The sequence below is a fragment of the Bacillus sp. FJAT-50079 genome, assembly GCF_018343515.1.
In the GTDB taxonomy this organism is placed as follows: Bacteria; Bacillota; Bacilli; order Bacillales; family Bacillaceae_C; genus Lederbergia.
In genome coordinates this window covers 264701-278187 of record NZ_JAGYPD010000005.1, presented here as the reverse complement: position 1 = coordinate 278187, position 13487 = coordinate 264701, and the positions used below count along the sequence as shown (strand labels likewise).

General features: G+C 38.1%; 12 protein-coding genes. 9 read left to right on the top strand and 3 right to left on the bottom strand.

Annotated features, from left to right (window positions below; translation table 11 throughout):
• Positions 1-43 precede the first annotated feature (43 nt).
• Positions 44-964: an acetamidase/formamidase family protein gene (locus tag KHA95_RS15020; protein WP_213138334.1), complete on the bottom strand. Its 921-nt coding sequence runs from the start codon at positions 962-964 to the stop codon at positions 44-46.
• 58 nt (positions 965-1022) lie between these two features.
• Positions 1023-2534: an extracellular solute-binding protein gene (locus tag KHA95_RS15015; RefSeq protein WP_213138333.1), complete on the bottom strand. Its 1512-nt coding sequence runs from the start codon at positions 2532-2534 to the stop codon at positions 1023-1025.
• A gap of 157 nt (positions 2535-2691) precedes the next feature.
• Between KHA95_RS15015 and KHA95_RS15010 the strand changes: the two genes are divergently transcribed.
• The 6 genes from KHA95_RS15010 (at position 2692) to KHA95_RS14985 (ending at position 8893) form a co-directional block, all read left to right on the top strand.
• The gene (locus KHA95_RS15010) at positions 2692-3417 is read left to right on the top strand and encodes a GntR family transcriptional regulator (RefSeq protein WP_213138332.1); all 726 of its coding nucleotides are present in this window, start codon (positions 2692-2694) and stop codon (positions 3415-3417) included.
• A 284-nt stretch (positions 3418-3701) separates the two neighbouring features.
• Positions 3702-4814, top strand: coding sequence for a glycoside hydrolase family 88/105 protein (locus KHA95_RS15005; protein ID WP_249316946.1), 1113 nt, complete (start codon positions 3702-3704; stop codon positions 4812-4814).
• Between the two features lie 124 nt (positions 4815-4938).
• Positions 4939-5859: a dihydrodipicolinate synthase family protein gene (locus KHA95_RS15000; protein ID WP_213138331.1), complete on the top strand. Its 921-nt coding sequence runs from the start codon at positions 4939-4941 to the stop codon at positions 5857-5859.
• A 22-nt stretch (positions 5860-5881) separates the two neighbouring features.
• Positions 5882-7333, top strand: a complete 1452-nt coding sequence (gucD, locus tag KHA95_RS14995) for an alpha-ketoglutaric semialdehyde dehydrogenase GucD (RefSeq protein WP_213138330.1) — start codon at positions 5882-5884, stop codon at positions 7331-7333.
• Positions 7334-7405: 72 nt separating this feature from the next.
• Entirely contained in the window at positions 7406-8581 is a 1176-nt protein-coding gene (locus tag KHA95_RS14990; protein WP_213138329.1) for a mandelate racemase/muconate lactonizing enzyme family protein, read from the top strand.
• 102 nt (positions 8582-8683) lie between these two features.
• Positions 8684-8893, top strand: a complete 210-nt coding sequence (locus KHA95_RS14985) for a histidine kinase (protein WP_213138328.1) — start codon at positions 8684-8686, stop codon at positions 8891-8893.
• 282 nt (positions 8894-9175) lie between these two features.
• On the opposite strand, the gene KHA95_RS14980 is transcribed toward KHA95_RS14985, so the two are convergent.
• Positions 9176-9814, bottom strand: a complete 639-nt coding sequence (locus tag KHA95_RS14980; protein ID WP_213138569.1) for a YktB family protein — start codon at positions 9812-9814, stop codon at positions 9176-9178.
• A gap of 75 nt (positions 9815-9889) precedes the next feature.
• Here KHA95_RS14980 and KHA95_RS14975 point away from each other — a divergent pair, with 75 nt between their 5' ends.
• The 3 genes from KHA95_RS14975 to KHA95_RS14965 all read left to right on the top strand — a co-directional run bounded on the left by KHA95_RS14975 (position 9890) and on the right by KHA95_RS14965 (position 13487).
• Positions 9890-10876 carry a 2-hydroxyacid dehydrogenase gene (locus tag KHA95_RS14975; RefSeq protein ID WP_213138568.1) on the top strand — a complete coding sequence of 329 codons (987 nt, stop codon included), beginning with the start codon at positions 9890-9892 and terminating at the stop codon, positions 10874-10876.
• Positions 10877-11077: 201 nt separating this feature from the next.
• Positions 11078-11695, top strand: a complete 618-nt coding sequence (locus KHA95_RS14970) for an NUDIX hydrolase (RefSeq protein WP_213138327.1) — start codon at positions 11078-11080, stop codon at positions 11693-11695.
• Between the two features lie 19 nt (positions 11696-11714).
• Positions 11715-13487 carry a cache domain-containing sensor histidine kinase gene (locus KHA95_RS14965; RefSeq protein ID WP_213138326.1) on the top strand — a complete coding sequence of 591 codons (1773 nt, stop codon included), beginning with the start codon at positions 11715-11717 and terminating at the stop codon, positions 13485-13487.

Below are 13487 nucleotides of genomic sequence, written 5' to 3'. Positions count from 1 at the left end.
AAATACATAAGGGATGATGCATCAATCGCACCATCCCTACTCGTTAGCTAGTTTCTATCTTACCTAACATATCCTTAGGAAGTTTACATACTAATGTATATGCTGGATTATACACATTGCCTATGTCGTATTGGACACAATGTCCTAGCAATACACTCGCTGCTACATGATCAAGACCGTAATCCTCTCTTAACCATTGCAACATTTCCGTTGTTGCATGTTGGAGGGCTAACTCCAATGGTCTCGCATTTCCAATTGTGAAAATATGGTTTTCGTCTTCACCACGAGGCCAGCCGATTCTTTTTTCTTTGATCAGATGTACGGTGAATTGCACCTCAAAAGACGTTTCTATTCCAGTTCCAATGATTTCGCCATCTCCCTGTCTAGCATGTGAGTCACCTAAGTAGAATAATGCACCAGGTTCAAAAACAGGAAAATAGGCAGTTACTCCAGCTTGGAAGCCGCGGTAATCCATGTTTCCGCCATGTTCAGCTGAGCTAGCAGTTGAGATCATTTCTCCTCTAGCAGGAGCAACTCCGAAACATCCTAAAAATGGTTCTATCTTTAACTGAATATTAGATAGACCCGAAATGGGCTTAGAAGGTTGGGCAGTATCCTTCTTTAGATCAAAATCCCAATCAATTAGCTCACGTTGAGGTAAATTTACTACTTCTTCAGCGTTCACTAAGTGTGGCGCTACGATATTACCGGTCCATCCACTATTCCTGTTTGGCTTCATATGATCAAAGCAGACAGCTAGTGTGTCACCAGGCTCAGCTCCTTCAATAAAAAATGGGCCAGTGACAGGGTTAGGGGGAGAGGCAATAACACGTAAATTTTTATTCTTGCCTCTTGAATCAATTGTTGATGTTACTACGGAATCGCCATCTTTAATATACAAAACGGGTTCATGTGAGCCCATCGTATTATAATAAAGACTTGGCTCAAATGTATGTATACTCATCTAAAATCTACCTCCACTTAAGGATAGGATGGTGCAGTCATTGCACCATCCCTAACATTTACTTATTCATTTCTTTATAAGAAGCACTAAACTCCTCTATAATTTCATTTCCACCTTGGTTTTTCCATTGTTCAATGACAGCTTCAAATCCATCTTTGTCAATATCACGAATAATATATTTTATTGTTGCATCATCGATCAATTGTTGTAAGCTTGTACCTTTAAGTAAAAATGTTGGTGAATCTAATCCAATTGTCGCATCAGGAATCAGATAATTTTCATTATCAATGTATAAGTCTTCTGCTTTTGCCTTTGGTTCGTATGTGAATAGCCCTTTTAGTTTACCATCCCTTACTTCATCACCGATTCTCATCGACTGAAGAGGGAACACTTCACGCTCAAATAATTCTTTATTAATTACTTCCGCTTTTCCATCTGTCACTTGATAATGATCACCTTCAATTCCCCAGAATGTTAAATTAGTTCCTTCTGGAGACATAAGATAATCATAGAATGATAGAATTCTTTTTAATTCTTCTTCTGTTTTTATTGATGATTTCGGAAACACGATTCCATCACCGTATCCTGGTAAAGACCATACAGTGAATTCTCCGTCCGGGCCTGCTACTTGATTGAAAACATCTAGCTCCGCTTCCGGATCAACCTCTTTTAAGCCATTGTATAGTGATTCGACATCACCCATCGAGCCAATATACGCACCAGCTGTCCCATTTTTCAACATTGCTTGTTGATCAACCTTACTAGCAACTGGGAAGTCTTGATTAATATAGCCATCTTCGTGCATTTTTCTGAAATAGTCCAGTGTCTCCATATATTCAGGGAACATGAACTCCGGTAAAATCTTTTCATCTTTCAAACCGAAATTCGTTGGTGTATGAAACCAGGAGGCGACCGTTTTAAAAGCACCGAATATTAAATCATCACGGTTTGTTAAACCGATCGTGTCTTTTTTACCATTTCCATCAGGATCGTCCTCTGTAAAAGCTCTTAACATTTCATAAAATTCATCTACATTCGTAGGTGTAGAGATTCCGAGCTTATCAGCCCAATCTTTTCGATAAATAACACCTTGGCGGGACGAAGGTTTCCCTTGATAAATCATATAAATTTTCCCGTCAATCATTGTATTTTTTAAGACTTCCGGGTTCATTTTACTTAAGTGTTCGTATTCATCTAAGTAAGGACCGATTTCCCAAAACTGTCCATCACGGATTGCTTCTTTATATTGATTAATCATATCTAAATCTAAAATGACAGAATGTGGGAAGGACTCCGTAGCAAAAACGGTATTTACCTTTTCGGGATAAAGCGTATACGGCACAAATTGAATGTCTAACTCCATATTTGTTTTTTCAGCTACGATGTCTAATACTCGTTGATCTGGTGCTTCTTGGGTATGTAATTTTACCATTGCGGTAATTTTAAAGGGCTTGTCCGCATCTTTTGAAGCGCTTTCATTTCCGGGAGAACTTTTACTACTACAAGCTGCCAAGATTCCAATAGTCAAAAAGATCACAAAAACAGAAAGAACCTTCTTTATGTTTTTCACAACGATTCAACCTCCATCATAATATTTGATATTTGATATTTGATATATCAGTGATTAAATCATAAACGAATGGATGAATAAAGTAAACTATTTTTTTGGAATTTTTTTAAAATAATCTAAACAGAGTAGAGTTGCTATTTACAGAGGATAGCGAATCATGATATGTTTGATATATGATATATCAGTAAATGAATTAGGTGAGGTGAAAGAAATGAGTGAAAGCTTATTTTCAATAAAAACGGAACAAATTAAATCATTAAGAGATGTTGTTCTTGAATCGCTGAGGGAAGCGATTGTGACGGGACGCTTTAAACCAGGGGAACATTTAAAAGAACGTGAGCTGGCAGAAATTATGGGGGTTAGCACAACACCAATCAAAGAAGCGTTTCGAATGCTTGGTTATGAAGGCTTAGTAGAAACAATTCCACGAAAAGGAACATTCGTGTCAGAGTTAGCGGAAACGAGTATTCAAGAGGTGCAAATGTTGCGAGCATCAATTGAAGGTCTTTGTGCAAAACTTGCTGCAGTGAAGTTAACTGAAGAACAAGCTGAACAATTATCGGAGCAAATTAATTATATGGAACAACTATTAAGTGAGAATAAAGCTGAACAATTAGTTGAGGAAAATACAAAGTTTCATCAATTAATTAGAGAGGCAGCAAGTAATCCGATGATCTCACAAATATTAGAAAATATATCTAGCTTTGATCAAGCGTTTCGCAAACGGGCATTAATGGAGAAAAATGAATTATACGATGGGTTTAACGAACATAAGCAAATCTATGAAGCAATTATTTCCAAGAATCCCGACCAGGCAGAAGCTGTAACAAAACAACATATTTTAAGAACCGCCCATGATGTATTAAATGTGAAAATGAAATAGTTTTAGAAGATATCTGAAATGTATTCTGTTTGTTGATTGTAACGGAAGGTGGCGACTCCGACGGGATGTGCGAGGCAGATGAGACCCTGCAAGGCGCAATTAAGGAAGAAAGCCTAAATTCGCCACATCGTGTGGCAACCGCTTCGTGACCAACATCTTGTTAGCACGAAGCGTACTCATTGCTCGCCCCGCGGAAAGCGTCCACCTAGAGCGAAAATTAGCAGACCTGTGGCATTATTCGAAAGAAATGAAAGCGATAACAAAAGGAGTTTGGAGGGATTACATTGACAGACACTCAAATGAATCTATTAGTCGAGCAATATATGAAAACGGACAAATGGTATTCTTCACGATGGCATTATATTGAAGGGTGTATTTTAAAGGGATATTTGGATTTCTATGAAAGTACATCTGATCAAAAATATTATGATTTTGTAAAAGACTTTATTGACCGACAATTTAACGAGGAGCAAAACATACCTGCGATTAATTTAAAATCTTATAATATTGATCAGATTCGAATGGCAAGCATCTTATATCCACTTTACAAAAAAGAAAAAGATCCAAAATATAAAAAGATACTTGATCAGCTATACGATCAGTTGAAAATATATCCACGGACAGCAAGCGGGAATTTTTGGCATAAAGAAAATTATCCAAATCAAGTTTGGCTCGATGGATTATATATGGGACAACCTTTTTATGCCCAATACATAAAAGAGTTTGAAGATGAAAAAGATTATTCAGATATCATTAACCAATTTTTAAACGTAAGAAAGTTTGCTTTTAATGAAAACAATCAATTGTATTACCACGCTTATGATGAAAGCAGAAAGATGTTTTGGTGTGATAAAGAAACGGGAAGATCACCGCATGTGTGGGGACGCGGTGTCGGTTGGTTTCTTATGGCATTAGTCGATATGTTGGAGATTTTAGAAGGGGAAGAAGTAAATAGCCAGCCATTAAAGGAACTGCTGGAAGAAGCGGTTAAAGGGATGCTTCCTTATCAAGATAATAGTGGAATGTGGTATCAAATCGTCGACAAAGCGGAGCGACCAGAAAATTATCTTGAAACAACAGGAACACTGATGTGCGCTTATGCGATTTTAAAGGCGGTTCGTTTAGGTTATCTTCTCGAAGAATATCGAACTTACGGGCAGGCTGCTTTTAATGGGACAATGACAAAATATCTACGTGTAGAAAAGGGCGAGGTTCGACTCGGCGGTATTTGTAGAAGTGCTGGTTTAGGTAAAAAGCCGGAAACAGGCGTTATCCGTGATGGAAGCTTTTTATATTATACAACGCAAGAAAAGATCGTCGAAAACAACGGTCATGGGGTAGCTCCATTTTTAATGGCTTATAACGAAATCCAGATTTTGAAAAAAGTATCTGTATAAAATTTTCGAAAAAATGATTGAATTACCAGAATATAAAGCCTATAATAAAAATTACTGATATATGATATATCAGATATCAAAAGAAGGGTTTGTCTAGAGATAAATGACATGGAGGAGATTGGCAATGGAATACAAGGAATTTTCGAAAAAACTGGAAACGATTAATGGAATTAGTTTGACGCCTTTTGATTCGAACACGAAAGAAATCGATTGGACTGGCGTGGAAGATAATATTCAATACCTTATTAATAAGGGGTTAAAAGTAATTGTTCCGTGTGGAAATACGAGTGAGTTCTATTCTCTGTCAATCGAAGAGGCGAAGGAAGAAATAAAAAGAGTCGTAGAAATCGTCAATGGTCGAGCATTAGTAGTTGCAGGAATTGGTTACTCTTTACCAATGGCGATTGAACTCGGAACATACGCTCAAGAAGTTGGAGCTGACGCCGTAATGATCCATCAGCCGATTCATCCGTATATCACGGATTCAGGGGCTGTTTCTTATTATAAAAAAATCATTAACTCTTTAGATATTCCTTCTGTTGTGTATTGGAAAGATGAGAAATTAAGCGATGATGTGTTAAAGGAGATAGCCCCTCTAGAAAAATTTGTCGCTGTTAAATATTCGATTAATGATCTTCCGCGTTTTGCAAAAATTGTAAGAGAAATTCCATCAGAACATCATATTACGTGGATATGTGGGACAGCCGAAAAGTGGGCGCCATTTTATTTTCATGCAGGGGCAAAAGGATTTACGTCAGGACTTGTCAATCTTTACCCAGAAAAGTCATTTGAAATGCTTCATGCTCTTCGAAATGGTGATGAAAAAACGACTTGGAAGGTATGGGAAGAAACATTGCCATTTGAAAATTTACGTGCTAAATATCATAACGGCAACAACGTCGTCGTTATAAAAGAAGCGATGAACTTACTTGGCTTAAATGCTGGGGTGACACGAGAACCGGTTGATCCATTAGACGCGGATGATAAGGAGCAAGTGATGCATCTGCTTGAAAAATGGGGATTGCTTCAGTCTCAACAAGCTTAAAAGTTATATAGGAGGGATTTACATGGACTATCTAAATTATATTGATGGGGCATGGATTTCGGCTGAAAGCAAGGAAACGCTGAGCAGTATAAATCCAGCAAATACGAATGAAGTGATTGGACATTTTCCAAGCTCATCGGAACAGGATGTAGATTTCGCTGTAAAAGCGGCAAAGCAAGCGCTCAAGGGATGGAGAAAACAATCTTCTATCGATCGGGGAAATTATCTACATAAAACAGCCGATCTTTTGGAAGATCGCATAGAAGATATTGCGATTACAGCAACGAAGGAAATGGGGAAAACACTTGCTGAATGTAAAGGGGAAGTTGCAAGGGGAGTAGCGATTTTACGCTATTATGCACAGGAAGGATATCGAAAGACGGGCGATATTATTCCGTCAGCAGATAGCCGTAATTTATTGTATACAACACGAGTCCCGATCGGGGTCGTTGGGGTGATCTCCCCATGGAATTTCCCAATTGCTATTCCGATTTGGAAGATTGCACCGGCACTTGTTTTTGGCAATACGGTTGTTTTCAAGCCAGCCTCAGAAACATCGATTACTGCCGCAAAGATTGTGGAAGCTTTTCACGAGGCGGGAATTCCAAAAGGAGTGCTCAATCTTGTTCAAGGGCGAGGCTCTATCATTGGCGATGCGATCGTAAACCATCGGGCAGTCAACGGAATTACTTTTACAGGATCAAACCAGGTCGGGAAAAAAGTAGCGGGAATTGCCGCCGGCCGCGGAGCAAAGTTTCAATTGGAAATGGGCGGGAAGAACCCTACCATTGTATTGGAGGATGCCGATCTAAATTTAGCTGCGGAATTAACTGTTAGCGCTGCAATGAAGCATACAGGCCAAAAATGTACGGCGACGAGCCGCTGTTTCGTTCAGAGCTCTGTATACGATTTGTTTAAACAAAAAATTATAGACAAAGTAAAGAATATTAAAGTAGGCTCGGGTTTAGATCCTGATACGTACATGGGACCGCTTGCATCAAGTTCACAATTAGATACGGTCGCGGGTTATATTGAAAAAGGAAAAGAAGAAGGCGCGACATTATTAATCGGCGGAAATGTATTGAAAGAAAATGAATATGAAGATGGATTTTATGTTGAGCCAACAGTCTTTGAAAATGTGAAAAATGAAATGGTGATTGCACAAGAAGAAATCTTTGGTCCCGTATTATGTTTAATTAAGATTGATACGTTTGAAGAAGCGATTGATCAAGCAAATGATACACAGTTTGGTCTTGCGGCTTCCTTATTTACCCGTGACCTAGCAAAGTCACTCGCTTTTATTGATGAAATTGAAGCAGGGATGATTAAGGTAAATGGAGAAAGTGCTGGAGTCGAGCTTCAAGCTCCATTTGGCGGAATGAAAGGGTCAAGCTCCTATTCCCGTGAACAAGGGCAGGCAGCGATTGAATTTTTCACATCGACGAAAACGATTACGATCACACCTACCGCTTAAATGATATGGAATGCAAATCAATAAATCTTTTAACATAGCAAACTGAAAAAAATAAAGATAGGATGAGTGACAATGAAAATAACTGATATTGAGTTAACGGCAGTTGGTATTCCGCGTCATACAGGCTTCATTAACAAACATGTAATCGTAAAGATTTATTCGGATGAAGGGATCTTCGGTGTAGGCGAGATGTCAGACTTCTCTCATTTACCGCGCTATGCTCCAGACCTTAATGACTTAACGAATGTATTAAAATCAGTGCTTGTTGGTGAAAATCCATTTGATATTATGAAGTTAAATAAAGAGCTTGCGGGGAATTTCCCCGAAGCGATGTATTATTATGAAAAAGGCAGCTTTATTCGTAATGGGGTCGATGTCGCGCTCTATGATTTATGTGCAAAATCTTTGGGGATTTCAGTCGCGGATATGCTAGGTGGGAGAATAAGAGAAAAAATCAAAGTTTGTTATCCGATTTTTAGAATGAGATTTATGGATGAGATTGAAGAAAATATTGAGGTTGTGAGAGAGAGATTGAACCAAGGGTTCGATGTATTTAGACTGTACGTTGGGAAAAACGTGGATGCTGATGAAGCATTTTTGGATGCGGTGAAAAGTGAATTTGGAAATCAAGTAAAAATTAAATCATTTGATTTTAGCCATTTATTAGATTGGAAGGCTGCATTAAAAGCTGTCAATCGATTAACAAAATATGATATTGGGCTTGAGATGATCGAAAGTCCAGCTTTCGCCAATGATCATGAGGGGTTGCATCATATTCGCATGAGAACCGAATACCCAATCAGTGAACATGTTTGGAGTAAAAAGCAACAATATGACATGATTAAGCATGATTCAGTCGACATCTTCAATATTTCACCGGTATTTATTGGCGGATTATCAGCAGCCAAAAGAGCGGCTTCAGCAGCAGAAGTGGCAAATAAGAGTGTCATCCTTGGAACAACCCAGGAATTATCGATTGGGACCGCAGCAATGTCACATCTAGGTGCATCACTCGTAAACCTAGAATACACGTCTGATCCAACTGGGCCGGAGTTATACGTAGGCGATGTCGTAAAGAATAGAGTGGAGTACAAAGACGGTTATTTACACGTACCTGAGCGTGGAATCACAGGGTTAGGAATTGAACTGGATGAGGAATTAATTGAAACATATCGTGTGCCAGATTTAAGCTGGGGAGAAGTAACTGTGCATCAATTACAAGATCGAACAGCTCAAACAGCAAAATAATCAATAAATCGATGAGAAATAGGTGTAGTCCTGTTTCTCTTTTTTTTCACGTTTGTATGCTACACTAGATCATAGAGATTTTCTATGAAAGGAAGCGAGCGAATGAAACGATTAATTCCCGTCATTCCCGTCGTCATTGCTGTGGCAATCATGTCGATGTGGATTCTTGAAAGGAATTTTTCCGAAATCGATGGGCAAACGAGGATGCTGATTGCTGCTGGCGGAACGATCCTGTCAGGCGTATTGTCTTATTTTTTATTTGGAAGCTATGATGATAAAAATGATCTTCCGCCTTGGCGAAATAAAAAGTAAGAGTACAAGAACTCTTACTTTTTTGAAGGTAAAAAAAGTATAAAATGTTTATTCGAAAAATCGGATTTCTGTGTCTAGCTTCAGGCGCCTAGCTACTAGCAAACTTCACTCTTCTTCCTACGATAAGTCAACATCGGCTCTATCGAATCCGTGTTTAGGTCTGCACGATGCAGGTCACAACGGCGTTGCCACAGGAGGCTCGCACGATGCCTTTGCTCCTCCATTCGGTTTTAGCCGTTGATCCCACAGAATCTCGTCAGAATCGCGAAAGGAAGCACGTCGCTAAACGGGCGCTTGCGCTTTTGTTATATAGGCTAGCTGATAAATCGGAATAAGTGTTTCAAATGTTTCTTTTATAAGGTTTATCAATTGATCACCATCTTTTAAAACCGGATCACTCGGGCTTATATGCTTACCAATAAGAAATTCTGCTTTTTTCACATCGCGAAAACGTTCAAGAGCTTTTTGAACATCCAAGTCTTTAATTGCAACCGCGTCTTTTTTCATATGGTCCAATGAAACAACAAAGTCACTTGGTATCGTCGATTCGAGCAGGTCAATATGGTGTAAAAATGTTTTAGCAATTTCCGCTTTTCCAGGTAATTCATAAATGAATGCCAACCAAATAAATAAATGGTCATCAAACAGCCCGACTTGAAAATGCGGATGTTGTTTATAGCCACGTTTATTATTACAAATGGCTAACCACGTATCTTGAGGTGGATTGACTGTTCTTCTCGCATGCCTTGCAATATGCAAAAACATTTCATTTCCAAGCTGTGCAGATAGATCGTCGGCCAATATGTTACCGATCATTCGAAACTTAGGCTGGATACTTTCTTGAATGGCTTGCATCCTTTTTTCCAGTCCATTTATTTGAAATGTATCAAAATCGCTTTGAGTGAACCCATTAAACTGCATTGTCAAAATTCCCTTCCATAAGTATGATGAATACAGGTGTCTGACACCACCCGAATTTTGTCAATTTTTCACAAAATGAAAATCCGAGGAGGAATCATATTGAAACCTAACGTATATTTAACATTACCAGTTCCAGAGGAAGTTAGAAAGTATATTGCTGAGTATTGTGAAATTCGTGAGTGGACTGGAGATGGTCCGATCCCACGGGAAAGACTAATGAAAGAAATTGCTGATGTCGAAGGACTATATACGTCCGGTGGAAAAATTGATGGCAAATTACTTGATCATGCGCCAAAATTAAAAGTCGTCAGCAACATGTCTGTTGGCTACAATAATTTTGACGTGGAAGCAATGAAAGCTCGAAATGTAATTGGTACGAATACACCATATGTATTAGATAATACGGTCGCTGATTTAACATTTGCGCTTATTTTATCAGCTGCTAGAAGAATTGCTGAATTAGATCACCTTGTGAAAGATGGCCAGTGGGAGCCTATGAAAGATGAAGAAGCATTTTTCGGGGTGGATGTACATAACAAAACGATTGGCATTATCGGAATGGGCAGAATTGGGGAAGCGATCGCAAAGAGGGCTAAATTCGGTTTTGAGATGGATGTTCTATACTATAATCGAAGTCGAAAATTGGAAGCGGAAGAAAAGTATGGCGCGACTTATTGTGATTTAGAATCCCTTTTACAAAAATCCGATTTCGTTGTTTTAATGACGCCGCTTACTCCTGAAACATATCAGCTAATTGGGGAAAATGAATTCGATCTAATGAAGGAATCGGCGATTTTTATTAATGTTTCTCGCGGACAAACGGTTGATGAGAATGCGCTTATTCATGCTTTACAAGATAATAAAATTTATGGAGCGGGACTTGATGTATTTGAAAAAGAACCCGTTGACAAGGATAACCCATTATTAGCGATGAAGAATGTTGTTACCGTACCACATATAGGTTCTGCAACCCGTCAGACACGCGATGCAATGGCGATGCGAGCGGCTGAAAATCTCGTTGCGGTTGTAACGGGAAAAGCAGCGATTGATCCTGTTTATTAATATAAATGTGAGTAAAAACATTTCCGTCTCTCTGCCGATTTAAGTAAACATAGGGGGATGGAACGAATTATTTCCGAGCATTGATCGAAAAAAATTTGGACTTCAAGATATAATTGATTAGATGTAAACTGCACCGTAAATATGGTGCAGTTTATTTTTAGCTAAAATGATAGAATATTAAATAATTAGAATGGAGTGAATATGATGCAAAAATGGTTGGAATGGTCGAAGCGAATTCAGTCGATTGCACAGGCGGGATTGACTTTTTCTAATGATGTGTATGATCGAGAACGTTTCGAGGAGTTGCGAACAATTAGTTTGGAAATTATGCACGAGTATACGGATGTAGAAATGGAGAAGCTGACAAAATTATTTGCTAATGAAACCGGATACCAAACACCGAAAGTCGATGTTCGAGGCGTCGTTTTTCAAGGAAATAGAATTTTGATGGTCCGTGAAAACCATGATCATCATTGGTCGCTGCCTGGTGGATTTTGTGATGTTGGCTTATCACCTTCCGAAAATGTAGTGAAAGAAATCAAGGAAGAATCAGGATACGATGTCGTTCCAAAAAGGATTCTCGCTGTACTAGATTCAAATAAGCATCCGCACCCACCGCAACCGTATCATTATTATAAAATCTTTATACTATGCGAAATCGTTGGTGGAGATGCGAATATAGGGATAGAAACAAATCAGATTGGTTTTTTTGAAGAAGATCAACTACCGCCACTATCTGAAAATCGTAATACCGCTTCGCAGCTTAACTTATTGTTCACATTTTTACAGGAACCTCTCAAGGAAACGATATTTGATTAAGAAGTGGGTGAAGCGAGTGATGGAAAGGTTTATGAACTTAAAGCTTCATACAAAATTGATGTTATTTTTTTCTGCGATTACCCTTATCCCGCTTTTATTTTTAGGCTTATTTACGTATCAAGTTTCATCGAAAATGGTAAAAGAGCAGGCGAGCAATGGAGTAATGGAAAAATTAACACAAATAAATAAAAATGTCGCTTTTTTTTCACGAGATATTGAACAATTAAGCAACTATATTTATCGCTCAGAATTAATCCATGAGGTGTTAGAGAAGTCTACGACTCGTACAAATAAGGAGAAATATCAGGATTTCAAGAAAGTAAATGAGTTATTTGACTCTGTATTGGGAACGAAAACATGGAATATTAATTTATATATTTTAGGTGTGAACGGTGATCGATATTTTACAGGTGATTATTTACCAATTCGATACAATGATATTCAAGCGAATTGGGGTATATTTAGGAAAGCGGAAGAGGGAAATGGAGCTGCTGTATGGGATACACATTATACGACAAAGCAAACCGATGTACAGGAGGTTGTGCTACGTATCGGACGTCTCATTAAAAATCCGCAAAGTGAGGAAACGATTGGTTATGTAATCATCGATATTTTAGAATCTTCCATTGCGGAACTTTACCAGTCAGATGATCAGAATTCACTCAATCAATTGTTTTTACTTGATGCCAAAGGATATGTGATTTCCAGTTTTCCAAGTAAAGCAACGATCGGTATGAGAATGCAGCATGGATCAATGGATAATATTATGAACAGCCAAAGTGGAGTATTCCAGACAAAATGGAATAACGAAAACTATATGGCGATATTTGATACTAACGAAGAAACGCATTATAAAATTGCTTCTTTTTTGCCTGAACGTATAATTGCAGAAAGCGGACGTACGATCAAATTATTAACGATCTTATTAATTGGCATTGGTTTTATTGTTGCGATATGGTTTTCGTACTTTTTATCTTTATCGATTACAAAGCCAGTCAATCGATTAACGAAAGTGATGAAAAAAGTTGAGGACGGAGATTTAAATGTTCGTTTTCAGGCGAGATATGAAGATGAGATTAGTGGATTAGGTCGAAATTTTAATAAGATGATTGTCAAATTGAACACAACAATGAAAGAGAGCTTAGAAAAACAAACACGTTTGCAACGATCTGAGATTCAAATGCTTCGTGCGCAAATCAATCCTCATTTTCTTTATAATACGTTAGAAACAATTAGTGCAATTGCAAAAATTAAAGGAGTGCGAATGATTAGTGAATTGGCGGTAGCGCTTGGAGAAATGATGCGTTATTCGATTAAAAAGGATAATGAACTTGTTCGTTTGGAAGAGGATTTACTTTTATTAGAACGTTATTTATACATACAAGAGGTGCGATTTCAGGACAAAATGTCGATTGATTTCACCGTTGATGAAGATGTAAAACAATTATGGATACCTCCATTACTCATTCAACCAATTGTTGAAAATGCGATCATCCATGGGTTGGAACCAAAAATAGGTAAAGGGACTCTCTCAATTCATATCTTTCAGCAAAAAGATATTTTAATCGTTGAAGTGAAGGATGACGGTGTGGGCATTCATGAGCAAAAATTAAAAAATATAATGAAGCAACTTAACGATACAAGAAAGAATAAGAAATTAGGGATTGGTTTAGAAAATGTGAAGAAGCGGATTGCTTTATATTTCGGAGATACATATGGAATATTCATAGACAGTGTACCGAATATGGGGGCAACTGTGCAGATGAGATTACCGATATTAAAGGAGAAATGA